The following is a 23,995-nucleotide window of genomic DNA, read 5'->3' as shown; positions in this document are numbered from 1 at the left end:
CTGGGACAGCAGTTCGCCGCGATGGTGCATGGTGGCGGGCGACATGGGAGATTGGACGAATGCGCGGCCCTTCCATTCCTTGATCGGCAGGCGTTCTTACACTGCGCGCGCGTAGTGGCTGGGTGGCTGCCCGACATGTCTGGTGAATGCCACGCTGAACGCACTGGTCGAGCCGTAGCCGATGCGTTCGGATATCTCCGAAACGGACAATTCATCACGACGCAGGAGTTCCTTCGCGATTTCCATACGCCACGAGAGCAGGTACTCCATCGGCGCGACCCCGACCGTCCGCGTGAATCGCTCAAAGAAGCTGGATCGCGATAACGCAGCGATCTTGGCAAGTTGGGCAACCGACCAGCTCTGGTCAATATGCGCATGCATCTGCTTCAACGCGGCCGCCAATCGCTCATCGCCCAATCCACGGAGCAGGCCTGGTGGGGCGCTTCCCGACGTGGTTGAACGCATGGCCTCGACGAGCAGCATTTCGACCAGCCGCGAGCGCATGAACTCATTGCCTGGTTTTTCATCCGCGGACTCCTCGCCCACCATCTGCACTAGCTGCGACAGCCGCGTCGAACCTTGCACGTGCACCACTTTCGGCAGCAGCGACACCAGCAGACCCGGATCGGCGCAGTCGAACAAGAACGAACCACCCAATGAGCGCATGTCGGGTTGGCCTGTCTGCTCGCCATACCGCAATTCGCCCCGCCCCTCCCGCACTTGGTTGGGGTCCATGTAGGCCGGGGGCGCTGGGGCGAAGCTGGATATCGTAAAGCCCGGCGTGGTGGGGAGCAGCACGAAATCTCCGGCGCTGAGCGTCGTTGGCTCGTGTCCATCCACGGCCAGCCGACAACTGCCTTCCAGCATGATGCAGAAGCTGGGCTTGCCGAACTCGGAGTAGCGCACCGCCCAATTGCCCTTGCCGCTGATCAGGTTGGCGAACACGGCCTGCGGATGCAGCAGTCGGACGATTTCGGAGAGAGGGTCGCTCATTTGGACGTTCGCTAAAAGAAAGCGGATTATTTGATATCGACGATCCGGCTAGAGTTCCCTATCGTTCCCTCCGAGTCAATCACCCACCTCGGAGCACGAAATGAAGACTGTACTGATCACTGGCTCTTCGTCCGGCTATGGCCTGGAAACCGCCCGTCACTTCCTCGCAAACGGCTGGAAGGTCATCGCTACCATGCGGACCCCCCGGTCGGACCTGCTTCCAGCCTCGGACAACCTGCGCGTCTTGCCGCTGGATGTCACGCAGCCCGAGAGCATCGACCGGGCCTTGGAGGCCGCTGGCCCCATCGATGTACTGGTGAACAATGCCGGCATCGGCCTGTTCGGTGCATTTGAAGCCACCCCCATGTCCACGGTGCGGGAGATCTTCGAGACCAACACGTTCGGCGTCATGGCGATGTGCCAGGCGGTGATCCCACAGTTCCGCGAACGCCGAGCCGGCACGATCGTCAATGTCACGTCCAGCGCGACGCTGGCCCCGTTCCCGTTGGTGGCCGTCTACACGGCCAGCAAGACCGCCATCGAAGGCTTCACGGCATCGCTGGAGCATGAACTCAAGGCGCTGGGCGTGCGGGTCAAGCTGGTCGAGCCAGGCTACGGACCTTCCACGAGCTTCACCGCCAATGGCCAGCAGCGCATGCAGGGCCTGATCACGAAGCCTTACGAGCCCGTCGCCCATGAAGTGTTCGCGGGATTCAGCCAGCTCTCCGCGGTGACGGCTGCGACGGATGTCGCCGAAGGCGTCTGGGATGCCGCCAACGACACCTCTGACCGGCTGCATTTCCCGGCGGGTGCCGACGCCGTTGCACTGGCGCGGGCTGCCTGACGGCGAGCGTCGCCGCGACTCGCCCACTCACGAGGATATTCTCATGATCACGCAAATCCGCTCCCGCAACTTTTCGCAATCGACGTCGATCCTCGGCCGCGTCGAGGCCATCGAGCGCGTCGGGCAGCGAGTCGGTCTCCCGCACGAACCAGGCCGCGGCTTTTGCAAGTATCTCCCTCTCCATTTCGAGCTGCCGAGTTCTCACGGCGAGGCCCTTGAGAGCTCCTGGCGCTCGGCACTGGTCAGGCCGTCATGACGTGTGCTTCCGTCACGCTCGGCCTGTGAAACCCAGTTGTAAACGGTTTGAGCCGTGGGTTCGAACTCTTTGGCCAGATCTTCGGCGCGGCGACCCGCATGGACCAAGTCAACGATTTGTTGACGGAAAACAGTGCGGTACGGTGGGTGCGTTTTCGGCATGGTGCACCCCTGTTTAATAGGCACTGTCCGAATAAGCGGGGCACCTCGAGATACGCGGATCACTTATCCAGTGTCAGCAGCGGCGGCAAATCGGAATTCGCCAGAACCTTTGCCTCGTCGCGCGCAATTCCCAAGGCTACAAGCAGCAATTCCGCCGTATCGGCGCCGATCTCTCGCCAGGTTCGGTGGCCTTCGAGCACCGGTAGCATGGCGGCGATCACCGTTCCGGCCAGCATGGCCACCGCCGAAGGCAGTTGTTCGCGTGTAATCCGGTAGCGGCCGGCTTCGATGCCCTCACTGAGATTCTGGATAGGGTCGGTCGACCACAGCGTCTGAAGTGAAGCACTACTGAATCCGAAGCGGTTCAGGAAGCGCCCCCAGTGCGGTTCCTCATGGGCGCGTCGAAGGTAATGGCGGATGCCGAGGGCCAGGCGCAAGGCGAGGTCGTCCGTGCCCGCGAGGCTTTGGGTGACCCGGATCGTCATCTCGCGCACCAACTGCGCCGCTACCTGCTCGAATAAACCCTCCGTGTCGCCCAGGTTGTTGTAGACCGTGCCGCGCGCGACGCCGGCCGCGACGGCCAGATCGCTGATGCTCACCCGGGTCATATCCATCTCTGCAAACAGCTTCATCGCCGCGCTGTGAATGCGCTTCTGGGCCGCACTGAGGGCGGGTTCGGGTGCCGGGGCGGACTCGGCTCCGCCTTGAACAAATTCGTTCATAAAAGGACAGCTCCAATAATTCCTGGACGATTATACGCTTGACAACTTTACTCACTACTGAACTATACTGAACACCAGCGTTCAATATAGAACGTCTATGTTGTGTTGCCCTATATCCACTCAGCCACCTCAGGAGACATCACATGAGCGTCATCCAAGCCGTCGATCGGAACACCGAAACCCGCGTCCTGCAGGTCGGAAACAGGCAGATCCATCTTGCCGACATGGGTGGAGGCCCGCCGGTGCTGATGCTCCACGGCGGCGGCCCGGGTGCCTCGGGCGTCTCCAACTACGCGCGGAACATTACGGCGCTGGCCGCGCATTTCCGCGTGTTGGTGCCCGACATGCCTGGCTATGGAAAGTCGAGCAAAGGCCTCAATTCGAACGACATCTGGGGCGACCTGGCCGACACTATGCTTGGCCTGCTTGACGCGCTGGACATCGCCCGCGCGCACGTGGTCGGCAATTCCGCCGGCGGCGGTTGCGCGCTGCGGATGGCGCTTGATCAGCCCGAGCGGATCGGTCGCCTGGTTCTGATGGGCCCGGGCGGCGTAGACGTTTCCAAGGCGCCGCCCACCGACGGCCTGAAGCGCCTCCTCACTTACTACACAGGCGACGGACCCACTTTCGAAAAACTGAGCCGCTTCATCACCGAGGACTTGGTGTACGACGGCAGCCAAGTCCCCAAATCAGTACTGCGCGAACGTTACGAGGCCAGCATCGCCCCGGAGGTGATCGCCAATCCGCCGCTGCGTGCGCCTGGGGATCCAGCAACGCTGGCAAAGCTGGACCTGACGCTCGACCCGCGCCTGCCAGCCCTGACCAACCCGACCCTGGTGCTCTGGGGCGTGGAGGATCGCGTCAATCCGGTAAGCGGCGGCGTGACACTGCAGAAACTCATGTCCCATTGCGATCTGTACCTCTTCAGCCGCACCGGCCACTGGGTGCAGTGGGAACGGGCCGACGAATTCAACGCGGCGGTAAGCGCCTTCTTGAAGGAGGAAGAGCCTGCCGCCAATCCGGCTATCGTCGGAGCCGCAGCATGAAGTCGAGCTCGACTCCAATCGCGACCAGCTTGTACGGCCGCATCCGCCTGGGATACGTGCTAATCGAGTCGTCCCGGCTGGATGAGTGGCAGCGATTCGCCGGGGAAGGCCTCGGCCTGCACGTCGACGCGCCTCAGGCCGGCGTGCTAGCCATGCGTATCGATGAACACCAGCGCCGGCTTATCGTTTGTCGCGGACCTGCCGAAGATGTGGCGGCTGTTGGCTGGCAACTTGAAGACGAAGCGGTGCTCGAACTCGTGTTGAGCCGCTTGCGCACTGACGGCGTGATCGTGCGGGAGAAGTCCGGCGAAGCGGCGGGCCTGCGCGGCGTCGAGCGCTACTGGTCCTTCGAGGGTCCGAAACGCATGGCCTTCGAACTCTTCGTCCGGCCGATCCTCGGCACTGCACCGCTTCAGATGAAAGCCGGCGGCTTCATCACCGGAGCGGCCGGCATGGGGCACCTCGCAATCTCGACGCGCGTGCCCGAGGCCCTGCTCGCCTTTCTCCAGCGCATTTTCGACGCGCGGATCTCCGACTTCATCGAGGAACGCGTCAACGGCGTGGTGATGGACATCACCTTCCTGCGCCTCAATGAGCGCCACCACAGCCTCGCGCTTGCCGCGACCCGCGGCAGGCGCATGGATCCGCTGCGCAATCGCATTCACCACCTCAATCTGCAGGTCGCCAGCTTCGACGACGTGGTGGGGGCCTACCGCCGGTTGCGTGAGATGGGCTTTGCCATGGCCAACGGCATCGGCCAGCACCCGAACGACCGCGAACTCTCCTTCTACGTTACGACCCCTTCCGGCTTCGCGGTCGAGTTGGGTTGGGACCCGATCGTCGTCACCGAGGAGGCCGAAGCCGGCTGGCAGACCTGTACCTACCAGGGCATCAGTCTATGGGGGCATTTCCCCGAAAGCCTGACGTTCGGCATGAAGCTGGGCCAGACGGCGCGGGCGCTGGGCTCGCTCACCCGCAAGGAATACATACCAGGGGTTGCATCATGAAGATGGATACCGCAAACCGTTCGTTCGACGACGCGCCGAGCGCGCGCCTGGGCACGCCGGCCGGCGATCGGCAGGGCAGTCGCTCCGACTCAGGAGCCGACAGGCTTCGCGCCGAATCGTGCGAGCCCCACGGCCGTCGCGCCTGGGAATATCACTACGACGTCGTTATCGTCGGCCTTGGGCCGACCGGGCTCACGCTCGCACACGTGCTCGGCCACCGCGGCCACAGAGTGCTGGTGCTGGAGCGCGAGCCGCAGTTCTACGGTAATGCGCGCGCGGTCTACACCGATGGCGAATGCATGCGCATTTTTCAGTCCTTCGGTCTGGCGGAGGCGCTCACGGCAGACATGCTGCAGTCCCCAATCGTGCAGTTCGCGATGCCAGACGGCGATGTATTCCTGCAGTTGAGTAACCCGAACCGACCTTACGCCTGGGACGCCTCCTACTTCCTATATCAGCCGCGGCTCGAAACCGCGCTTGGCGACGCGTTGGCGCGGTATCCCAACGTCACGGTGCAGCGAAGCCGGGAGCTGACCCGCTTCGAGCAGGACGATGAGGGCGTCACCGTCTTTTACACCACCACGGAGGGCGGCAACTACGGCAAGCCGGCGGCGGAAGCCAAGCTGAAACCCTCGGCGCAGGAATCTGCAGTCCGCGCGCGCTATCTGATCGGCTGCGACGGCGGCCGCAGCCTCGTGCGCACGCAGTTGGGCATCCCCATGCAGGGCAAGAGCTTTCCCGACCCATGGGTAGTGGTCGACATCAAGGAGAAAGTACGCGGCGACGGCCTGCACCATCTGCCTTATTTCAGCTTCATCTGCGACCCCGCCTGCCCGACAGTGAACTGCGTGCAACCCGATGGGCACCACCGCTTCGAGTTCATGCTGATGCCGGGCCAGAAGCGCGAATACCTCGAAGACATCCATACCGTGCGCAAACTGCTGGCGCGCCATATCGAGGTCGATAAGTTCGAGATCCTGCGCCACCTCGTCTACACCTTCAACGCTCTGATGGCCGAGCGCTGGCGCGAGCGCCGCGTCTTTCTGGCGGGCGATGCGGCGCACATGACGCCTCAGTTCGTCGGCCAGGGCATGAACGCCGGTGTACGCGACGCCTACAACCTGGGTTGGAAGCTCGATGCCGTGCTGCGTGGCCGCGCTGGCGATCGCCTGCTCGACAGCTACGAGACCGAACGCCGCCCGCATGCCGCGGCAATGACGCGCGAGGCGGTGCGCGTGAAGAGCATCGTGTCGATGACCAGCCCCCTTGGTGCGCGGCTGCGCAACATCGCGTTCAGGCTCGCATTGAGGCTGCCCGTGGTGGGCAAGTTCATGCGCGAGGGGAACTTCATTCCCTCGGCCACCTACCGTCGAGGGACTTACCACGGCCTCGCACGGAGCCGGCTGGGCGGGCCGGAAGGACGGCTGATGCCGCAGCCGAAGGTAATCGGTCCCGACGGCAGGGCGCACCGCCTCGACGACTTGATCGGCGCCGAGTATGCGCTGATCGGCGCCGGCGTGGATCCCCGCGCTCAACTTAGCGCGGAGGCACTCGCGGCCTGGCAGACGCTTGGCGCCCGCTTCGTCGTGGTCTACCCGTGGGGCCTGCGGCCGCAGGATCCGCGTCAGCGTACGCGAACCGAGGGACTCATCGAGGTCGAAGACTTCGAATCCACCTGGTTCGCCTGGCTGAAGGCCCAGGGCCACAAGCGCGGCAGCGTCGCGATCCTCCGGCCGGACAAATTCGTGTTTGCGCTAGAACGCGGCGATGGGCTGGCCCGCGCCACGCGGGTCGCGAGCGAACAACTGCAGCGGGACCGAATGGTCGCCGGCGCGTCGCGTCGTCCCGTGGGCGTCGTCACCCGGGAGGCTGCGTGATGGATAACGCCGCCAACCGCGCAGCGGCCGCGCTGCGTGAAGCGCGCCAAAGCGGTACGCCGATCCCACCGATTTCAGCGGGCTTCGCCATCGCCAGTCTGGAGGCCGCCTATGAGGTGGCCGAAATCAACACGCGGATTCGCGTGGCCGAAGGGGGGCGCATCGTCGGCAGGAAGATCGGCCTCACCTCGCGTGCCGTGCAACTGCAACTGGGCGTTGACCAACCCGACTTCGGCATGCTGTTCCAAGACATGGAATTCCAGCATGCCCAGGAAGTGCCGATGCGTCGGTTGATGCAGCCCAAGGCCGAAGCGGAGATCGCCTTCGTCGTCGGCCGCGAGCTCGACGCCGGTGTGCCGAGTTGGGCGGAGTTCCTGCGCTGCATCGCCTTTGCGCTGCCCGCCATCGAGATCGTCGACAGCGCAATCGCCGACTGGAAGATCACGCTCGCCGATACCGTGGCCGACAACGCGTCCTGCGGCCTCTACGTACTCGGTGACCAGCCCGTGGCGCTAGGAGCGCTCAACCTGGGCGAGTTGGGCATGCAGATGACGTGCAACGGCGAACTGGCCTCGGTGGGCGGCGGCGCCGCCTGTCTGGGGCACCCACTGCGCGCCGCGTTCTGGCTGGCGCGCACGATGGCTGCGCGCGGCGCGGGCCTCCAGGCAGGCGAGGTGATTCTCTCGGGCGCTCTCGGCCCGATGGTGCGGGTCGTCGCCGGCGACCATATCCACGCACAGATCGGTGCACTGGGCAGCGTCGCCTGCCGCATAGTTTAGGAGATAAGGGACGAGCGCGACCTGATGGCGTTCGTCGCCAGGCCCAGCCAAGAAAAGCGAAATCGGCCACTGACAGCGTATCGCCGGCAACGAACTCCACGGACGCAAGGCGGCGGTCCACCACCCCGGTTGCCTCTTCCCAACCCCTCGGTCAGTCGGCCGCGTCAGCAGCCGGGGTTGTCGCAATGGTGCAAGGGGATGGGTTCCGATTCGTTTTGGGTACTTGTCCTTTGACTATCGTGTCCCCGCTTGCGCGGGGAGCTCAGAACAGGTGGCGAATTCCGGCCATTACGCCCACGCGCGTCGTGCTGTGGACATCTGTCACCGGCGTCCCGCCCCAGTACTCCGTCTCCCGCCCGACCGTGCCGCCGCGCGCGAAGGTGGCGTCGGCCTCCAGGAACAGGCTGGTGCGCTTCGACAGAGCATAGTCCGCCACGGCCGATACCGCGTCGGCGTTGCCGCTGCCGAGCGGGATGGGCGTGGGCTGGAACTGCGTGTTTACGTTGCCGCTCTGGTTGTAGCGGTAGTACGCGCCCGACAGGTGCAGGGCCGGCGTGACCTGGTAGCCGAGGCCGACGAATGCGATGCCGAAGCGCGCGTCCGGGCTGGTCTCGCGGCGGCCCATGTAGCCGATGTAGCCCGTGGCGTTGCCGATGGCATAGGACGCGCCGACCGAGTAATTGTGCAGCGTGTTGTCGCCGGTGCCCGGGCGTTGCTGGTCGTAGGCCACGCCGACGGACAGCGGCCCCTGCTGGACCATCACGCCGCCGCCGAAGGTTGCCCCGCGCGCCGTGCTGCCCGGCCGTTCGCCGAAGCCGTAGTCGAGCTGGATGCTCACCGGGCCGATCGTCTTCTTGTAGACCATGCTGTTGTTGACGCGGTAGCCCTGGAAGAAGATGTCGCCGCCGGTGTAGAGCGGGTCCGACCAGAAGTTGCCCCAGCTCTGGTCGAGCGGGTCGAAGGCCCAGCCGATGTTGTTCAGGGCGTTGTACTGGCGGCCGAAGGTCAGGGCGCCCCAGTCGCCGGAGAGGCCGACGTAGGCCTGGCGGCCGAACAGGGCGTTGTAGGCGGTCTTGCCGTCGTCGGTGCCGAAGCCGTTCTCCAGCAGGAAAACGGCCTTGTTGCCGCCGCCGAGGTCTTCGTTGCCTTTCAGGCCCCAGCGGCTGCCGCCGATGCCGCTGGAGACGAGTTCGGTCTGGTCGTTATGGCGGCCGTCGATGTTGGACGTGTAGCGCACGGCGGTGCTGACGACGCCGTAGAGCATCACGTTCGACTGGGCATGCGATGTGGAAGGCAATGCGGCAGGCAGCAGCGTGCCCGCCAGCAGCCAGAGGCTGGCTGGTTTCCTCATAGGGTCTCCTCGGGAGGGATGGTGGCCGGCGTCTCGTGCGCCGGCCTTTCTTGTGATTTACAGATCGAGCACGAGCTTGCCGCCCCTGGCCCGCGACACGCAGATCATCATCGTCTTCTGCGATGCCTTCTCCTTGTCGCTCAGGTACTGGTCGAAGTGAACGGCTTCACCTTCGAGGATGCGGGTCTCGCAGGTGCCGCACACGCCTTCGCGGCACAGGCATTCGACCGGGACGGTGCTGTCGCGCTCGATGGCCTTCAGGATCGACTCGCCGGAAGCCACTTCCACCGTCTTGCCGGATTTCGCCAGCACCACGGTGAAGGCGTCGCCCGCCTGCTCCGGCGCGGCGAACTGTTCCCAGTGCACGCGCGAGGGATCGAGGCCGACGGCCTGAGCGGCCGTGCGCAGGGCATCGATCAGCGGAGCCGGGCCGCAGACATAGACATGCGCGCCGGGCTGCATGCCGCCCAGCAGGCCGGCCAGGTCGAGCTTCTGGCCCTTGCTGTCGACATAGAAGCTGACCTGGCCCCCGGAAGACGCCTGCGTGAGCGCCGACAGCTCGTCGCGGAACGCGCCGTGCTCGTCTGCGCGGAAGGCGTAGTGCAATTCGTGCGAGGCCCCACGCTTGCGCAGTTCGTGCATCTGCGACATGAACGGCGTGATGCCGATGCCGCCCGCGATCAGCACGTGGTGATGCGCACCATCGTCCAGCGCGAACAGGTTGTTCGGCGTGGTGATGGTGAGCGCGTCGCCCTCCGCCACCCTGTCGTGCAGGAACGCGGAGCCGCCTTTCGACTTCTCCTCGCGCCGCACGCCGATCTGGTAGCTGCCGAGCGCGTCGGGCGAACTCATCAGCGAGTAGGCATTGCTGTACTGGCGCTCGCCGTCGCGCATCTGCACGATGACGTGGCTGCCGCCGGTGAAGGGCGGCAGATCACGGCCGTCCATCGCTTCCATGGTGAAGCGCTTGATCAGCGGGGTCACGTGCTCGATGCGCGAAACCCGCACCTGGAGGGTTTGGTAGGTATTGCCCATGCTGCTGTCTTCCGGGTGTGCTGCCGCGCGTTACAGCGCCATGCAGAGGTATTTCATTTCGAGGTAGTCCTCGATGCCATACTTCGAGCCTTCGCGGCCCAGGCCCGACTGCTTCACGCCGCCGAACGGCGCCACCTCGTTCGAGAACAGGCCCGTGTTGATGCCGACGATGCCGTACTCCAGCTGCTCCGCCACGCGCCAGACGCGGCCGATGTCGCGGCTGAAGAAGTAGGCGGCCAGGCCGTAGATGGTGTCGTTGGCCATGCGCACGACGTCGGCTTCCGAGGTGAAGCGGACAACCGGCGAAACCGGCCCGAAGATTTCCTCGTCCAGCACGCGCATGCCCGGGGTGACATCCGCCAGCACCGTCGGCGTAAAGAACTGCGCACCGGCCTCATGCACGCCGCCGCCGATGGCGATGCGCGCGCCCTTGCTCACGGCATCCGCCACCAGTTCACCGACCTTGGCGACCGCCTTCTCCGTGATCAGCGGGCCGATCTCGCTGCCGGCCGTGAAGCCGTTGCCCACGCGCAGCGCGGCCACCTTCTTCACGTAGCGCTCGACGAACTGGTCGTACACGGCGTCGTGGATATAGAGGCGGTTGACGCAGACGCAGGTCTGGCCGGCGTTGCGGTACTTGGCCTGGATCGCGCCCTCGACCGCCGCGTCGATATCGGCATCCTCGAACACGATGAACGGCGCGTTGCCGCCCAGTTCCAGCGATACCTTCTTGACCGTGCCAGCGCACTGCTGCATCAGCAGGCGCCCGACCGGCGTGGAGCCGGTGAACGACAGCTTGCGCACCAGCGGATGGCCGGTGAACTGGCCGCCGATGGCCGCCGCGTCGCCGGTGACGATATTCAGCACGCCCGCCGGGATGCCGGCGCGCAGCGCCAGTTCGGCCAGCGCCAGCGCGCTGAACGGCGTCTCGTTGGCGGGCTTGACCACCATCGTGCAGCCTGCTGCCAGCGCGGGCGCGGCCTTGCGGGCGATCATCGCCGCCGGGAAATTCCACGGCGTGATGGCCGCGCAGACGCCGATCGGCTCGCGCACCACCACCAGCCGCTTGTCGGCGGCCGGGGAGGGAATCACGTCGCCGTAGAGGCGCTTGGCTTCCTCGCCGAACCACTCGATGAAGGACGCGGCGTAGCGCACCTCGCCGCGCGCTTCGGCCAGGGGCTTGCCCTGCTCGCGGGTCATGATGGCGGCGAGGTCATCCTCGTTCTCGATGATGAGGTCGAACCACTTGCGCAGCAGCGCGGCGCGCTCCCTGGCGGTGCGGGCTTTCCAGGCGGGCAGGGCGGCGTTGGCGGCCTCGATGGCGGCCACGGCGCCGGCATCGCGCATCAGCGGCACCGTGCCGACCTGCTCGCCCGTGGCGGGGTCGGACACGGCGACGGTGGCGGCGTCGGGGGCGTCGGTCCATTCGGCGCCGATCAGGGCCTGCTGGCGGAAGAGGGTGTTGTCCTTCAGTTGCATGGGTCTGGTCTCCGTTTCATGGGGCGGGGCTCAGGCGCCCTCGTATTCCTTCGCCACCTTGCGGTGGAAGTGCACGATGCCGTGCTCGCTGATGCCGCTGCGCTGGCGGTCGACCATGATCCGGCCCTGGCCGCGGTAGCCGCGCGACTTCAGGCCCTTCTGCACGCTTTCGACGAGGCGCAGGTCTTCCGGGCGGAACACGTCGCGATACCACTCGACCAGCTTCTTCTGGTCCTCGGTCAGTTCCTTGTTCAGGAAGTAGATCTCGTAGTGCTGCAGCGTGACTTCGGCGCTGGCCGGGAACTCGTAGATCACCGTCATGAAGTTGGCGCCCGGCGGCACGTTGAACATCGTGCAAGGCCAGGCCCAGAAGCCGCTGAAGCTCGGGTCCTTCACGGACTCGTCCAGCTTGAAGGACTTTTCCGACGACTTGGCGTGGCCGAACTGCAGCGTCCAGTTGCCATGCAGCGTGTGGGTGTACTTGTCGACCTGCACCGAGTCCGAGAAGCCGGGGTGCGCCGGGCCGCAGTGGTAGCACTCCATGTAGTTGTCGACGATGGACTTCCAGTTGGCCGGCGTCTCGGTGACGAAGCGGGCGCCGAGGTGGAGTTCGTCGATCACCGGGCAGGCAGCGCGCATGCGGGCTTCCAGGCCAGGGAGTTGGTCTTCGACGGTGCCGGCGTCCGGGTTCATGTTGACGAAGACGAAGCCGGCGTATTCCTCGACCCTCACCGGCACGAGGCTGGACTTGTCCTTGTCGAAGTTCGGCACGTTGTCGCAGTTGCGGGCCAGCGCCAGTTCGCCGTCGAGCTTGAAGGTCCAGGCGTGGTACGGGCAGGTGATGACGTTCTTCGCGCGACCGCTGCCTTGCAGCAGTTGATGGCCGCGGTGCGGGCAGACGTTGTAGAAGGCGCGCAGCACGCCTTCGCGGTCGCGCAGTACGACGATGCTTTCGCCGATGATCTCGCGGGTCACGTAGTCGTTCGACTCGGCCAGTTCGCTGCGGTGGGCCACGCAGATCCAGCTATTGGCGAAGATTTTTTCCTTCTCGTACTCGAAGACGGCTTCCTTCGTGTAATACGAGGCGGGCAGGGTCCAGGCGTTCTCGTCGTCGGCGCAGAAGTTGGCGGGCAGCTTGACAGCGGCGTTGTCCAGGGTCTTCTCCATGATTCGGTTTCCTTTGGTTAATTTGTAGTTAAGCGTTAAATCGTGTTTAACAACAAGGCGGAAGAAAAAGCCCAGGGGGCGGGCAAAGTGTGAGCAATGAGTCGGGTCAGGCCGGCGGGGCGCCGCCCTGACCATCAAACCATCGGTCCATCAGACGTTGGCGACGACGGCTTCCCGGTCGGTGGTCGCGGCGGGGCTCTCGCCGTCCGGCCGGACGTCGGACTGGGCCGCCTCGATCAGGTGAGCCGGCGTGTCGGCGTGGTCCTGGATCAGCCAGCGGAACAGGCCGAACAGTTTGATGCCGAGGATGACCAGGAATGGAATGGCAGTCAGCACCACGGCTGTCTTCATGGTCTCCAGCGACGCCTTGACGAACAGCATGGCCAGCGGCACCAGCGTCAGCATCACGCACCAGAACACGCGGCTGGTCGGCGACGGGTCCTGTCCTTCCTTCAGGTTGCGCGTGGTGGTGGCAGCCACCGCGTAGGCCACGGCGTCGACGTGGGCGGCGAGGAAGACGATCATGATCGCCAGGTACACGGCCAGGAACACCTTGCCGGCCGGTAGCGCGCTCAGCAGCATTTCCACGGCCGTTTCGCCGCCGTGCTCCTTCAGGATGCGCGGCACGTCGATGGCGCCCGACATGAACTGGTGCATGCTGTAGCTTTCCAGCGCGCCGAAGAAGAACCAGCATCCGACGCTGCCGCCCAGCAGCAGGGCGTAGATGACTTCCTTGATCTTGCGGCCCTTCGACACGCGCGCCACGAACATTGCCACGCCCGGCGAGTACGACACCCACCACAGCCAGTAGAACACCGTCCAGCCGCGGCTGAAGGCGCCGTCGCCGGTGGGGTCGGTGAACAGGCTCATGTGCACGTAGTTCTGGAGCATCAGGCCCAGGCCGTTGACGATGTTGTTGCCGGAGAACAGGGTCGGCCCGATGGCGAACACGACGGCGGCCAGCAGCAGCGCGCCCCAGCAGACCATATGGCTCAGGCGCTGCATGCCGCCGTCGATGCCGATGTAGGCGCTCGCGGAGAACAGCACCGACACGCCGACGATCACGATCAGCTGCGTGACGAAGGTATCCGGCACGCCGAACAGGCCGGACAGGCCGCGCGTGAAAGTCGACGCCGTCAGCGCGATGGAAACCGTCAGCGCCCCGAACATCGTCAGCAGGAAGATCAGGTCCACCAGCCGGCCGACCGGGCCGGTGGCGCGAAAGCCCGTGATGGCCTCGATGATGGACGCCAGGTTCAGCCCCTTGTTCTTGCGCACGTGGAAGTGGTACGCCATGGCCAGCGAGGGCAGGGCATACACCGCCCAGGCGCTCAGGCCCCAGTGGAAGAACGAGTAGCTGATGGAGTATTCCAGCGCCTCGCGCGTGCCGGTGGGCACGTTCAGGCCGGGCGACTGGTAGTAGTAGACCCACTCCATCACGCCCCAGTACATGGTCGACGAGCCCATGCCGGCGCAGATGAACATGAAGACCCACGACAGCGTGGAGTACTCGGGCTTGCCTTCGCCCAGCCGCACGTTGCCGTACTTGCTGAAGCCCAGCGCCAGGCAGGCGATGACGCAGCCGAAGACGAAGATCTGCACCAGCGATCCAAAGGAGCGCGTGGACCAGTCGAAGAGTTGGGAGGCAGTGGCGGCCGCTTCGGCGGGCCAGCGGACCATGGCGATGACGGTGACCAGCACGGCGGTGAGCGTGCAGACGGTCAGGAATCCGTCGCGGCGGGGCGTGGATGTTTTCAAGTGGATCTCCTCCGATGCGTCTTGGCGCATAGGTGCTTTGTGGTGGAACTTGTCTACCCGGCGCGGTTGGGTCCGCGTTCTTGATTTGCTTTTTGTAAACCAATGGTTTACAGTAACTATTGGTTTACGCAAACTCTATGCAAAATCCCGGGGATGCACAAGCTCCGCGCTGAAAAAAACTGCATGTGTGCCGGATGGGCCTTCTCGCGGCAGGCGGGGGGAGACGTGCCGCACGAATTCCGCGTCACGTCCTCCCGCGCATCCGGCGTCAGAGGGCGTCGGCGATGGCCTTGCCCACGTCGCTCGTCCCGGCCGTGCCGCCGGCGTCCGGTGTCAGCGGGCCTTCGCGCAGCACGGTCTCGATGGCGGCGAGGATGGCGTCATGCGCTTGCTTTCCTGCGGAACCTCCGAGGAAATCGAGCATCATCGCGCCCGACCAGATCATGCCGATGGGGTTGGCGATCTGCTTGCCGTAGATGTCCGGCGCCGAGCCGTGCACCGGCTCGAACAGCGAGGGGAATTTGCGCTCGGGGTTCAGGTTGGCCGAACCAGCCAGACCGATGGTGCCGGTACAGGCCGGGCCGAGGTCGGAGAGCAGATCGCCGAACAGGTTGGAGGCGACCACCACGTCGAAGCGCTCGGGCTGGAGCACGAAGCGGGCGCAGAGGATGTCGATGTGCTGGCTGTCCCACTTCACATCGGGGTATTGCGCGCCCAAGGCGGCGGTGCGCTCGTCCCACCAGGGCATGCTGACGGCGATGCCGTTGGACTTGGTGGCCGAAGTCAGCTTCCTGCGGGGACGCGATTGGGCCAGTTCGAAGGCGTACTTCAGGATGCGGTCGGTGCCGTGGCGGCTGAAGATCGACTGCTGCATCACGATCTCGCGCTCGGTGCCTTCGTACATGCGGCCGCCGACCGAGCTGTACTCGCCCTCGGTGTTCTCGCGGACCACGTAGAAGTCGATGTCGCCGGGCTTCCTGTTGGCCAGCGGGCAGGGCACGCCAGGCAGCAGGCGCACCGGGCGCAGGTTGACGTACTGGTCGAACTCGCGGCGGAACCTGAGCAGCGAGCCCCACAGCGAGACGTGGTCGGGCACCTTGTCGGGCCAGCCCACGGCGCCGAAGTAGATGGCGTCGAAGCCGTCGATCTGTTCCTTCCAGTCGTCCGGCATCATCTTGCCGTGGCGGAGGTAGTAGTCGCAGTTGGCCCATTCGAAGTGACGCACTTCGATGGGCAGGTTGAACTTGCGCGCGGCGGCTTCGACGACGCGCAGCCCTTCGGGGAGGACTTCATTGCCGATGCCGTCGCCGGCGATGGCAGCGATACGGAATGCATTCGGAGAAGGTTTGTTCATAGCGGTGTCTCGCTCGTGTCTGGTGGTCAGGACGCGATCGAGGATGCCGGGAAACCCCGCGCGGATCATCCGCGCAACCGTGGATACAGGAAACACGAATCGTGAACAATCTGCCCCCACTGGAAGACCTGCGGGTGTTCTGCCTGGTTGCCCAGCGCGCCAGCTTCGTCGCCGCCGCGGAGGAACTGGGCAGCTCGCCCGCCTATGTCAGCAAGCGCGTCAAGGCGCTGGAGCAGGCGATGGGCGCGCAACTGCTGCACCGGAGCACGCGCCAGGTGTCACCGACGGAAAACGGCGACCGCGTGTGCCGCTGGGCGCGCCACGTGCTCGACGAGATCGGCCAGTTGATGGACGACGTCTCCGCCGCCGGCGGCGCGCCGCGCGGGCTGGTGCGGATCGGCAGCAGCGTGGGCTTCGGCAGGCGGCATGTCGCACCGCTGATCTCCACGCTGTGCGAGCAGTACCCCGGCCTGGAAATCCGCTTCGACGTGTTCGACAAGCTGGTCGACCTCGTGGCCGAGGGGATCGACCTTGACATCCGCATCGGCAACGACATCGCCCCGCACCTGATCGCGCGCCGGCTGGCGCGCAACTGGCGGGTGCTGTGCGCGGCCCCATCCTATCTCGCGGCGCGCGGCGTGCCGCAGACGCTCGACGCGCTGACGGAGCACGACTGCCTCGTCACCAAGGAGCGCGACCATCCCTTCGGCATCTGGCGCATGACCGGGCCGGAGGGCGACCGCAACGTCAAGGTCGGCGGGCGCCTGTCGTCCAACCACGGGGAGATTGTCACGAGCTGGGCGCTGGCCGGGCATGGCGTCATGCTGCGCTCGGTGTGGGACGTCGAACCTGACCTCAAGGCCGGCCGCCTGGTGCAGGTACTGCCCGACTACCGCCAGGACGCGGATATCTGGGCGGTGTATCCTTCGCGCCTTTCCGGCTCCACACGGCTGCGCGCCTGCGTCGAGTTTTTCATGCGGCATCTCGGGGATGCCACCGGGGAATCCAGAACATGACAGAAAACAGCTTTGCATTCCGCCTCAAGGAACTGCTCGAACACAAGAAACTCACGCTGCAGGCGGTGGCGAACGCGCTCGACGTGTCGCGCCCGGCCGTCCACAAATGGACGAAGGGCGGTGAGATCGACTACGAGAAGCTGCGCAAGCTGGCGGCGTTCCTTGGCGTCAACTGGATCTGGCTGCGCTACGGCGAGCAGGCGCGGCAAGAGGCGGAAACATCGAGCGCGGTGGAAATCCCCATGACCGACATGCGCCGCCGCTACACGGCCGAGATCATGGAGAGCGAGGCGCGCATGAAGCTGGCGCAGGAGGGCGCGCGCATCGTCACGTGGGAATGGAACCTGATCACGGACGATGTTACCTACTCGTCCAACGTCGAAGCCGTGTATGGCTGGCGCATCGTCAGCAACGAGAGCTTCTGGAAGCATGTGCATGCCGATGACGTTCCCATGATGAACGCGGCCTACGAGGAATCGCTGCGCACAGGCCAGGCGCACGAGTTCGACTTCCGCCTGTACCAGCCCGACGGCGGCATCCGCTGGATTTCGTCCCGCGCCACACCGGTGCGTGAACTGGACGGGCGCATCGTCAAGATTGTCGGCATCAGCATGGACAATACCGCGCGCAAGCTCGCCGAGCAGTCGCTGCGCGACCAGCAGGCGCGGTTCCGGGCGGTGTTCGAGTTGACGTCGGAAGGCATGGCATTGCTGGACGGGGATTTGCGCTGTGAGTCGGTCAATGCGGCGCTGGTGGAGATGGTCGGCTGCGATGTCGGTGAACTGCTGGGCGGCGGGTTCGCCCGACGTTTCGCCGATGCCGGGGCGCGCCTGCGCAGGATGACGCATGCCCGGCCGCGGGTGGAGTTCGGCGCCGAGTTGCAACGGGGGGACGGAAGTGGGCTGACGGTGACGGTCCGCGCGATGCTGGAGCGCAGCGAGGACGGCGCGTCGTACTACGCGCTGGCGATGCGGGCGGCCTGACTGGCCTCGGGTCGCGGCGGGCCGCTTCCACTGCGGCGTCGACGCTGACAGAGTTGGCGGCAGAGTGCGGCCTGTCTCGCGGTTACTTTGCAAGCGCTTTTCGGCGTAGCACAGGAATTTCGGCGCACCGTTGGCCTCTGCAGCAGCGAGTCGAATTGGCCCTGTCGGCCCCGGGACCAACGCAGATTGGAAGAGACCGGAGATTATGCTTTTCACATCCCAACTGCCACGCGCTGATGCTATGGACGCCATGTGCAGTCCGATCGTGAGGCTCCTGTGCTCGACGAGGCTATAGAGCCTGTATCGCATCCAGTCATCCTCAATTTGTAAGGATGCGCCAGCATCGCCTATGCTGTCCCATGCGACAGGTGTAAATCTGCGCGAGACAGAATACCCATAAAAAACAAGAAGGGGAAAGTCCCCGAGACGGACCGGCGCCATGAAGCTGCGCGGTCCGCGCGATGGCGTTCGCCCGCGTCATGGGGCGGAGTGTTCGCAAGCGGGGTGATTGAAGTCTCGTAGGCGGGATACCCCCGCTGACAAAAGCATGGCAGATACTTTCCTGTTTAGTAGACCTTTCACATTTCTTGCCTGTCCGGGCATGGCAGAAGTCAGGGCCGGCGTCGATGCACTGGAAACCCTCCCCGGGCATTTGTTCTGGCTCGAGAACGAGGACTTCATCCGCCGGGTTCACGTGCCGGACTTCCTGGCGCAGAGCCGCGCCGCCCTTGAAGCCGTGATGCCAGGCGGGCCAGCGCTGGTTGATGCCTGGGCAGACGAGATCCGGCGCAGTACCAGCCTCCTGCCCGAGCTGCAGCGTCTGGATCCGGACGCGGCCGCCGCCGCGCACTCGTATTGCTATTGGCGCTACTCCGCGGACGTGCTCGGGCGCTCCCAGGGGATTCCCCGAAGCGTCATCGAGCGCCAGTTTGACCGCGCGGTGGCGCCGCGCGACGGTGCGCACAAGCTCCAGTGGATCTGTCCATGCTGCGACGGACAAGCCCACTACCAGGTCGATGGCTTGCTCGCGATGCAGCGGCCGGCGCGGCAGGGCGGGTTCTCTGTCGAATGCCGGCACTGCGGACATCAGGAACGGTTATACGCCGGCTTCCTGCATGCTGGTCGCCTGGAATGCCGCTGCAGTGTATGCGTGGGCTTCGTCCAGACACTGGCCGGCCAACTGGCCAGGCCAGCGCGCAAACTGGCTGCCAGTCTCGAAGAGTATGCATGGAAGCAAGCCACCGATACCGCCACGGAAATCCGCGAACTCAAGGAAGCCGCCGTGCAAATGCTGGCACGCGGCGACAGGCGGTCGGACAACGCAACGGCCTTCGCCCTGGCCCTTCAGTCCGGCCAGGACCGCCCCATCCCGGACGTTCTCAGCCAGCTGGATCCCACGCTCGAAGGCAGGCTCGACAAGAATCCACGAGCGTGGGCCCTGCTGTGCGAATTGCTGTATGAGGGCGTGCTGGACAGCGAATGCGCGATCTACGACCAGGACGGATACCAGCGCGTGGCGCTTGAGATTTCTTTATTGGAAGATGATCAGGTGTCCGCAGGGGGCACCGTGCTGGACGATCTCAACGTCTTGCTCAAGGGTTACCTTCCGACCGAGCGCGATGCATTCGTGCGCTGGCTGACAGCGCTGAAGCGGCTACGACTTTGCACCTCCAGGTTCAATGCCGCCGTTGACGTTTCCTGGAAACCCAACCTGGAGCATTACCGCATCGTTACTGCCAGACGACCAGATGGCAGGGACGTGTCGAGCCCGTATGCCAGCATCTCGCAGCTGCTCGCGCCCCGCGCGCGCCGCCCCGAACGGCCTGTGTATCTGGATGCCGAACTGGAGGCCGTGCAGTTGCTGAAAGCCCTTGGCTATATCGTCCTCAGTCCGGAGGATATCCGCTTGCAAAAAGACCATATGGAGGACATTTTTTGAGCGGCGCCGGCGTCATAGCGGGTGGCGGTCAGCCGGCCAGGCCCTCCAGTTCTTGCCGCAAGGGGGCGTATGCACCGGCATGGCTGGCAGCCACTGCCGCGGCGGCAGCGGCCTGGCGCGCCTGTGCCGCAAGGTCGGGCCGTGGCTCGGCCAGGAGCGCGGCTATCCAGCCGCCCATGGCGGCATCCCCGCAACCTACGGTGTCGGCAACGTTCACCCGGAACGCCGGCTGCTCCACCACGGTTTCGGACCGGATCAGGGTCAGGCCGTCGGCCCCGCGTGTGAGCATGATGGTGGCGTCCGGCGCCATGGCCCGCACCTGGGCGAGCGCGGCGTCCAGGGCCAGCGCCGGAAACAGGCCCGCCAGGTCTTCATCCGAGATCTTGACGTAGGCGGCCAGCCGCAGCATGTGCGCGAGCGCCTCGCCATAGCCCGGCGCATTCATCAGCTTGCGGTAGTTCGGGTCGAAGGCAATGCGCTTGCCGGCGCCGGCCGCCAGCGTGGCTTCCTTGCACAGGCACGCGGCCAGCGGCTGACGTGCCAGGCTGATGGAGCCAAAGTGAATGACTTGCGCCGCCTGGCGCCAGCCCTGCGGCAGCCGGGACGGGTCGAAATGCAGGTCGGCGCTGTCGTCACCCACGAAGAAGTACTGCGGAGGATGACGCGAAGCGACAAACGCCAGGAACGGCGAGCGTTCGACACGTTGCAGGAAGCGCATGTCCAGTCCGGCCTGCTCGCTGGCCCGGGCCAGTGCATCGCCGAACAGGTCCTGGCTGACCGCGCCGGCAAAGGCCGTGTCGATGCCCAGGCGCGCGCCGACGCGTGCCACGTTCCAGCAGGAACCGCCTGGCAGGCTGAGCCATGTTCCGTCGGCCTGGAGAACCATGTCGGTGAGAGCCTCCCCGAATACGACGTAGCGGGGCAAGGATTTGGACATCGATGACTCCTGGATCTGAGCCCGCGCGAACTGCGCGGCTGGATTGAATTGTGGAAGCGGGCGGCCGGGCTGCTGCGTCCGGCAGATATCAGTCCGGCGTCATGGCCCTGGCGCGGCACGCGCGGCGGATCAGCGCGGTTGTCGACGCGTCGTGCAACTGTCCCGGCGCACCTTCCAGTTCGCGCTCAATCGGGCGGGCCAGCATCTTGCCAAGTTCCACACCCCATTGATCGAAGGAATTGATGTTCCAGAGTGTGCCTTGCACGAATGTGCGATGTTCGGACATGGCGAGCAAGGCACCCAGGTGAAACGCATCCAGGCGCTGCAACAACAGGGTGTTGCTGGGACGGTTGCCTTCGAACACCAGGTGCGGCACCAGCGCCTCATCGATCTGCCCATCTGCGCGCACCTCGTCGGCGGTGCGTCCGCGCAACAAGGCTTCGCCTTGCGCAAAGCAGTTGGCCAGCAGCTTGGTATGGTGGCCGGGCAAGTCGCTGTGCGGTTGCAGGCAGGCGATGAAGTCCACCGGTACCAGCTGCGAGCCCTGGTGCACCATCTGGAAATAGGCATGCTGGCCGTTGGTGCCGGTGGTGCCCCATACCACCGCGGCCGAGCCAGCCTCCAGCGCGGCGCCGTCGTGCTGCACCGACTTGCCGTTGCTCTCCATTTCCAGTTGCTGCAAGAAGGCCGGGAGCAGTTCCATCGGCTCGCAATAGGGCGCCACGCAGCGGCTGCCTGCGCCCAGGAAGCTGCGGTACCAGACATCGAGCAGGCCGAGAATCATCGGCAGGTTCTGCTCGGGCGGCGCACTGGCGAAATGCCGGTCCATGGCCCTGGCGCCATCCAGCAGCAGGCGGAACCGGTCAAAGCCGATCGCCACGGCGATCGACAGGCCAACCGCCGACCATAATGAGAAGCGGCCGCCGACCCAGTCCCAGAACGGGAACATATTGACCGGGTCGATGCCGAATGCGGCCACGGCGTCGCGGTTTGTCGACACCGCCACGAAATGGCGGGCCAGGCTGGCCTGCGTGGCCCCGTGGCGCACCAGCCAGTCGCGCGCGGTGCGGGCGTTGGCCATGGTTTCCAGCGTCGTGAACGTCTTGGAACAGACGATCACCAGCGTGGTGGCCGGATCCAGGCGTGCCAGCTTGCCAGCCAGATCGCAGCCGTCCACGTTGGCGACGAAATGCATGCGCGGCGCGCATTCCGCATCCTGTACCAGGGCGCGGCACACCATGCGCGGCCCAAGGTCGGAACCGCCGATGCCGATGTTGACCACATCCGTGATGGCGCGGCCGTCAAAACCTGTCCATGCGCCGCTGCGCACTGCCTCTGCGAAGCGCTCCATCTGTGCGAGCACTGCCGACACGTCGGCTTCCACCGGCACGCCCAACGCCCTGTAGGCGTCGCCAGGGCGGGCGCGCAGCGCCATGTGAAGCGCGGCGCGGCGCTCGGTGGTGTTGACCGGCTCGCCGGCAAACATGGCGTCGCGCCGCTCGCACACGCGCGCCTGGCTGGCTAACTCGAACAGCAGGGCCAGGGTTTCCTCGGTGACGCGGTTCTTGGCGTAGTCAAGCGTCAGGCCGCAGGCCTCGGCCGTCAGGCGCTCGGAACGGACCTGCCCGTGCGGGCCCGCGAACCAGTCGCGCATATGGGTATGACGAATCCTGGCGGCGTGCTCACGCAAGGCCTGCCAGGCAGGGAGGGATGTCGACATCAGGGCTGCTCCATGCAGTGCTCGGGGTGCGGCGATCGGGAATGCGGCTACATCTCTTCGTGCCAGGCCATGCCGTCGCGTGACAGGAGGGCGCTGGATGCCGCCGGCCCCCATGTGCCGGCGGTGTACAGCTTGGGCGCCGAGTTGGTGTTCTCCCATGTCTTGAGAATGGGCGCGACCCAGCGCCAGGCCTGGACCTGTTCGTCCCTGCGCACGAACAAGCCCAGCCTGCCGCGGATGACATCCAGCAGCAGGCGCTCGTACGCGCCCATGCGGCGTACGAGCCGACCTGCCTCCGGGCGCTGCAGATCCAGCGAGGCCGGCACCAGCGCTTGCGTGTCACCGGGCTGCTTGGCCAGGAAATAGAGCCGGATGCTCTCTTCCGGCTGCAACGTGATGACCAGCCGGTTTCCCGCCGGCGTCCCCAGCGGGCGCGCGAACAGGGCGCAGGGCACATCGTGGAAGTGGATGACGATCTCGGCCACGCGCGACTGCATGCGCTTGCCTGTGCGAAGGTAGAAGGGCACGCCGGCCCAGCGCCAGTTGGCAATTTCCGCCTTGATGGCGACGAAGGTCTCGGTCCGGCTCTCGGGCGGGATGCCCGGCTCCCTGACATAGCCAGGCACCGGGTCGCCCCCGGCCGCACCGCGGCAGTACTGGCCACGCACGACTTTCTCGGCGACTTCCTCGGGCCGGATCGGCCGGAGTGCCTTCAGGATCTTCAGCTTCTCGTCGCGGATGGCGTCTTCGGACAGGCTGGTGGGAGGTTCCATGGCCACCATGCACAGCAACTGGAGCAAGTGGTTCTGCACCATGTCGCGCAGCGCGCCGATGCGGTCGTAGAAATTGCCGCGCCGCTCGACGCCCAGCTCCTCGGCAATGGTGATCTGCACTTCCTTTACCCACTCGCGCCGCCATAGCGGCTCGAACAGGACGTTGCCGAAGCGCACCGCCATCAGGTTCTGCACGGATTCCTTGCCCAGATAGTGGTCGATGCGATAGATCTGGTCCTCGGCAAAGAACTTCGCCACCGCCGCATTGATCGCCTCGGACGATTCCAGGTCATGGCCAAGCGGTTTTTCCAGCACGACGCGGCTGCGTTGGCCCGTGAGCCCTACCCGCGCCAGCTGCTCGCAGATCCTGACGAAGAGGTGTGGCGCGGTGGCGAGGTAGCACACCACCACCGGCGCGGCGCGGGCATTCACCAGCTCGGCCAATGCGTCGAAGCCCGGCTCGGTATTGGCGTCGACCTGCAGGTAGATGATGCGCTCCAGGAAGCCCGGCCAGGACGATGCCACGACGCTGCCTGCCAGCGCGGGCAGTACCTCGTCGTTGAGCATGGCAAGGTAGGCTTCGTGGTCCAGCGGCTGGCTGCCCAGCGCGAGGATGCGACCTTGCGGGTGCAGTGCGCCTGCCGCATGCGCGTCGAACAGCGCGGGCAGGAGCTTGCGGCGGGCCAGGTCGCCAGTGGCGCCGAACAGTACGAAATCGAAATCCGGGGCCGGTGCGCCGGTCTTGGTGCTATCCATCATTTCACCTGGAAAGGTCTGAAGGTGTACGGGTATGGCCGG

Annotated in this window: 22 protein-coding genes; 10 read left to right on the top strand and 12 right to left on the bottom strand. The window is 65.3% G+C overall.

Annotated elements, in window-relative coordinates:
• Positions 1 to 96: 96 nt before the first annotated feature.
• Positions 97 to 993 (bottom strand): AraC family transcriptional regulator, encoded by an 897-nt coding sequence (locus AC3FNH_RS14785; RefSeq protein WP_488720555.1) that lies wholly within the window; start codon positions 991 to 993, stop codon positions 97 to 99.
• A gap of 100 nt (positions 994 to 1,093) precedes the next feature.
• Between AC3FNH_RS14785 and AC3FNH_RS14780 the strand changes: the two genes are divergently transcribed.
• Positions 1,094 to 1,837, top strand: a complete 744-nt coding sequence (locus AC3FNH_RS14780) for an SDR family oxidoreductase (RefSeq protein WP_488720554.1) — start codon at positions 1,094 to 1,096, stop codon at positions 1,835 to 1,837.
• 43 nt (positions 1,838 to 1,880) lie between these two features.
• Positions 1,881 to 2,093: a hypothetical protein gene (locus AC3FNH_RS14775; RefSeq protein WP_276102082.1), complete on the top strand. Its 213-nt coding sequence runs from the start codon at positions 1,881 to 1,883 to the stop codon at positions 2,091 to 2,093.
• Here AC3FNH_RS14775 and AC3FNH_RS14770 read toward each other — a convergent pair.
• Positions 2,039 to 2,254, bottom strand: a complete 216-nt coding sequence (locus tag AC3FNH_RS14770) for a transposase (protein ID WP_488720553.1) — start codon at positions 2,252 to 2,254, stop codon at positions 2,039 to 2,041. The genes AC3FNH_RS14775 and AC3FNH_RS14770 overlap by 55 nt on opposite strands.
• A 59-nt stretch (positions 2,255 to 2,313) precedes the next feature.
• Entirely contained in the window at positions 2,314 to 2,976 is a 663-nt protein-coding gene (locus tag AC3FNH_RS14765; RefSeq protein ID WP_276102081.1) for a TetR/AcrR family transcriptional regulator, read from the bottom strand.
• 143 nt (positions 2,977 to 3,119) lie between these two features.
• Between AC3FNH_RS14765 and AC3FNH_RS14760 the strand changes: the two genes are divergently transcribed.
• The 4 genes from AC3FNH_RS14760 to AC3FNH_RS14745 are packed head-to-tail and all read left to right on the top strand — an operon-like array spanning position 3,120 to position 7,685.
• Positions 3,120 to 4,022 carry an alpha/beta fold hydrolase gene (locus tag AC3FNH_RS14760; RefSeq protein WP_488720552.1) on the top strand — a complete coding sequence of 301 codons (903 nt, stop codon included), beginning with the start codon at positions 3,120 to 3,122 and terminating at the stop codon, positions 4,020 to 4,022.
• Positions 4,019 to 5,029: a VOC family protein gene (locus AC3FNH_RS14755; RefSeq protein ID WP_276102079.1), complete on the top strand. Its 1,011-nt coding sequence runs from the start codon at positions 4,019 to 4,021 to the stop codon at positions 5,027 to 5,029. The genes AC3FNH_RS14760 and AC3FNH_RS14755 overlap by 4 nt, the downstream gene beginning before the upstream one ends.
• The gene (gene mhpA / locus AC3FNH_RS14750) at positions 5,026 to 6,906 is read left to right on the top strand and encodes a bifunctional 3-(3-hydroxy-phenyl)propionate/3-hydroxycinnamic acid hydroxylase MhpA (RefSeq protein ID WP_488720551.1); all 1,881 of its coding nucleotides are present in this window, start codon (positions 5,026 to 5,028) and stop codon (positions 6,904 to 6,906) included. The genes AC3FNH_RS14755 and mhpA overlap by 4 nt, the downstream gene beginning before the upstream one ends.
• Positions 6,906 to 7,685 (top strand): 2-keto-4-pentenoate hydratase, encoded by a 780-nt coding sequence (locus AC3FNH_RS14745; RefSeq protein ID WP_276102077.1) that lies wholly within the window; start codon positions 6,906 to 6,908, stop codon positions 7,683 to 7,685. Before mhpA ends, AC3FNH_RS14745 begins: the two co-directional genes overlap by 1 nt.
• A gap of 262 nt (positions 7,686 to 7,947) precedes the next feature.
• Here AC3FNH_RS14745 and AC3FNH_RS14740 read toward each other — a convergent pair whose 3' ends face one another.
• The 6 genes from AC3FNH_RS14740 to AC3FNH_RS14715 all read right to left on the bottom strand — a co-directional run bounded on the left by AC3FNH_RS14740 (position 7,948) and on the right by AC3FNH_RS14715 (position 15,829).
• Positions 7,948 to 9,036 carry a porin gene (locus AC3FNH_RS14740; protein WP_488720550.1) on the bottom strand — a complete coding sequence of 363 codons (1,089 nt, stop codon included), beginning with the start codon at positions 9,034 to 9,036 and terminating at the stop codon, positions 7,948 to 7,950.
• A 57-nt stretch (positions 9,037 to 9,093) separates the two neighbouring features.
• Entirely contained in the window at positions 9,094 to 10,071 is a 978-nt protein-coding gene (locus tag AC3FNH_RS14735) for a PDR/VanB family oxidoreductase (protein ID WP_488720549.1), read from the bottom strand.
• A 30-nt stretch (positions 10,072 to 10,101) separates the two neighbouring features.
• Entirely contained in the window at positions 10,102 to 11,550 is a 1,449-nt protein-coding gene (locus AC3FNH_RS14730; protein ID WP_488720548.1) for an NAD-dependent succinate-semialdehyde dehydrogenase, read from the bottom strand.
• Positions 11,551 to 11,580: 30 nt separating this feature from the next.
• Positions 11,581 to 12,717, bottom strand: coding sequence for an aromatic ring-hydroxylating oxygenase subunit alpha (locus AC3FNH_RS14725; protein WP_488720547.1), 1,137 nt, complete (start codon positions 12,715 to 12,717; stop codon positions 11,581 to 11,583).
• Between the two features lie 150 nt (positions 12,718 to 12,867).
• Positions 12,868 to 14,475, bottom strand: a complete 1,608-nt coding sequence (locus tag AC3FNH_RS14720) for a BCCT family transporter (protein WP_488720546.1) — start codon at positions 14,473 to 14,475, stop codon at positions 12,868 to 12,870.
• 268 nt (positions 14,476 to 14,743) lie between these two features.
• On the bottom strand, positions 14,744 to 15,829 hold the full coding sequence (locus tag AC3FNH_RS14715) for a tartrate dehydrogenase (protein WP_488720545.1): 1,086 nt from the start codon (positions 15,827 to 15,829) through the stop codon (positions 14,744 to 14,746).
• A 101-nt stretch (positions 15,830 to 15,930) separates the two neighbouring features.
• Between AC3FNH_RS14715 and AC3FNH_RS14710 the strand changes: the two genes are divergently transcribed.
• From AC3FNH_RS14710 to AC3FNH_RS14695, 4 genes are all read left to right on the top strand, one after another.
• Complete coding sequence (locus AC3FNH_RS14710; protein ID WP_276102070.1) at positions 15,931 to 16,845, top strand: LysR substrate-binding domain-containing protein; 915 nt, start codon at positions 15,931 to 15,933, stop codon at positions 16,843 to 16,845.
• Positions 16,842 to 17,828, top strand: a complete 987-nt coding sequence (locus AC3FNH_RS14705; protein WP_276102069.1) for a PAS domain-containing protein — start codon at positions 16,842 to 16,844, stop codon at positions 17,826 to 17,828. The genes AC3FNH_RS14710 and AC3FNH_RS14705 overlap by 4 nt, the downstream gene beginning before the upstream one ends.
• Positions 17,825 to 18,097: a helix-turn-helix transcriptional regulator gene (locus AC3FNH_RS14700; RefSeq protein ID WP_488720602.1), complete on the top strand. Its 273-nt coding sequence runs from the start codon at positions 17,825 to 17,827 to the stop codon at positions 18,095 to 18,097. Before AC3FNH_RS14705 ends, AC3FNH_RS14700 begins: the two co-directional genes overlap by 4 nt.
• 278 nt (positions 18,098 to 18,375) lie before the next feature.
• Complete coding sequence (locus tag AC3FNH_RS14695) at positions 18,376 to 19,767, top strand: hypothetical protein (RefSeq protein ID WP_276102067.1); 1,392 nt, start codon at positions 18,376 to 18,378, stop codon at positions 19,765 to 19,767.
• A gap of 28 nt (positions 19,768 to 19,795) precedes the next feature.
• Here AC3FNH_RS14695 and AC3FNH_RS14690 read toward each other — a convergent pair whose 3' ends face one another.
• The 3 genes from AC3FNH_RS14690 to zwf all read right to left on the bottom strand — a co-directional run bounded on the left by AC3FNH_RS14690 (position 19,796) and on the right by zwf (position 23,953).
• Positions 19,796 to 20,704, bottom strand: coding sequence for a carbohydrate kinase family protein (locus tag AC3FNH_RS14690; protein WP_276102066.1), 909 nt, complete (start codon positions 20,702 to 20,704; stop codon positions 19,796 to 19,798).
• Positions 20,705 to 20,792: 88 nt separating this feature from the next.
• On the bottom strand, positions 20,793 to 22,424 hold the full coding sequence (gene pgi / locus AC3FNH_RS14685; RefSeq protein ID WP_488720544.1) for a glucose-6-phosphate isomerase: 1,632 nt from the start codon (positions 22,422 to 22,424) through the stop codon (positions 20,793 to 20,795).
• Positions 22,425 to 22,471: 47 nt separating this feature from the next.
• The gene (gene zwf / locus AC3FNH_RS14680) at positions 22,472 to 23,953 is read right to left on the bottom strand and encodes a glucose-6-phosphate dehydrogenase (RefSeq protein WP_488720601.1); all 1,482 of its coding nucleotides are present in this window, start codon (positions 23,951 to 23,953) and stop codon (positions 22,472 to 22,474) included.
• Between the last annotated feature and the right edge of the window lie 42 nt (positions 23,954 to 23,995).

Source organism: Cupriavidus sp. 22TCCZM01-5, from assembly GCF_057798915.1.
This window is presented reverse-complemented; position numbering and strand designations above follow the sequence as displayed.

What these genes read in the sequence shown, in the direction of transcription:
- zwf (WP_488720601.1), bottom strand. Translation starts at nt 23,953, where the DNA reads ATGGATAGCACCAAGACCGGCGCACCGGCCCCGGATTTCGATTTCGTA.
- AC3FNH_RS14705 (WP_276102069.1), top strand. Translation starts at nt 16,842, where the DNA reads ATGACAGAAAACAGCTTTGCATTCCGCCTCAAGGAACTGCTCGAACAC.
- AC3FNH_RS14770 (WP_488720553.1), bottom strand. Translation starts at nt 2,254, where the DNA reads ATGCCGAAAACGCACCCACCGTACCGCACTGTTTTCCGTCAACAAATC.
- AC3FNH_RS14745 (WP_276102077.1), top strand. Translation starts at nt 6,906, where the DNA reads ATGGATAACGCCGCCAACCGCGCAGCGGCCGCGCTGCGTGAAGCGCGC.
- AC3FNH_RS14785 (WP_488720555.1), bottom strand. Translation starts at nt 993, where the DNA reads ATGAGCGACCCTCTCTCCGAAATCGTCCGACTGCTGCATCCGCAGGCC.
- AC3FNH_RS14765 (WP_276102081.1), bottom strand. Translation starts at nt 2,976, where the DNA reads ATGAACGAATTTGTTCAAGGCGGAGCCGAGTCCGCCCCGGCACCCGAA.
- AC3FNH_RS14760 (WP_488720552.1), top strand. Translation starts at nt 3,120, where the DNA reads ATGAGCGTCATCCAAGCCGTCGATCGGAACACCGAAACCCGCGTCCTG.
- AC3FNH_RS14735 (WP_488720549.1), bottom strand. Translation starts at nt 10,071, where the DNA reads ATGGGCAATACCTACCAAACCCTCCAGGTGCGGGTTTCGCGCATCGAG.
- AC3FNH_RS14715 (WP_488720545.1), bottom strand. Translation starts at nt 15,829, where the DNA reads ATGAACAAACCTTCTCCGAATGCATTCCGTATCGCTGCCATCGCCGGC.
- mhpA (WP_488720551.1), top strand. Translation starts at nt 5,026, where the DNA reads ATGAAGATGGATACCGCAAACCGTTCGTTCGACGACGCGCCGAGCGCG.
- AC3FNH_RS14695 (WP_276102067.1), top strand. Translation starts at nt 18,376, where the DNA reads ATGGCAGATACTTTCCTGTTTAGTAGACCTTTCACATTTCTTGCCTGT.
- AC3FNH_RS14780 (WP_488720554.1), top strand. Translation starts at nt 1,094, where the DNA reads ATGAAGACTGTACTGATCACTGGCTCTTCGTCCGGCTATGGCCTGGAA.
- AC3FNH_RS14755 (WP_276102079.1), top strand. Translation starts at nt 4,019, where the DNA reads ATGAAGTCGAGCTCGACTCCAATCGCGACCAGCTTGTACGGCCGCATC.
- AC3FNH_RS14775 (WP_276102082.1), top strand. Translation starts at nt 1,881, where the DNA reads ATGATCACGCAAATCCGCTCCCGCAACTTTTCGCAATCGACGTCGATC.
- pgi (WP_488720544.1), bottom strand. Translation starts at nt 22,424, where the DNA reads ATGTCGACATCCCTCCCTGCCTGGCAGGCCTTGCGTGAGCACGCCGCC.
- AC3FNH_RS14690 (WP_276102066.1), bottom strand. Translation starts at nt 20,704, where the DNA reads ATGTCCAAATCCTTGCCCCGCTACGTCGTATTCGGGGAGGCTCTCACC.
- AC3FNH_RS14730 (WP_488720548.1), bottom strand. Translation starts at nt 11,550, where the DNA reads ATGCAACTGAAGGACAACACCCTCTTCCGCCAGCAGGCCCTGATCGGC.
- AC3FNH_RS14740 (WP_488720550.1), bottom strand. Translation starts at nt 9,036, where the DNA reads ATGAGGAAACCAGCCAGCCTCTGGCTGCTGGCGGGCACGCTGCTGCCT.
- AC3FNH_RS14725 (WP_488720547.1), bottom strand. Translation starts at nt 12,717, where the DNA reads ATGGAGAAGACCCTGGACAACGCCGCTGTCAAGCTGCCCGCCAACTTC.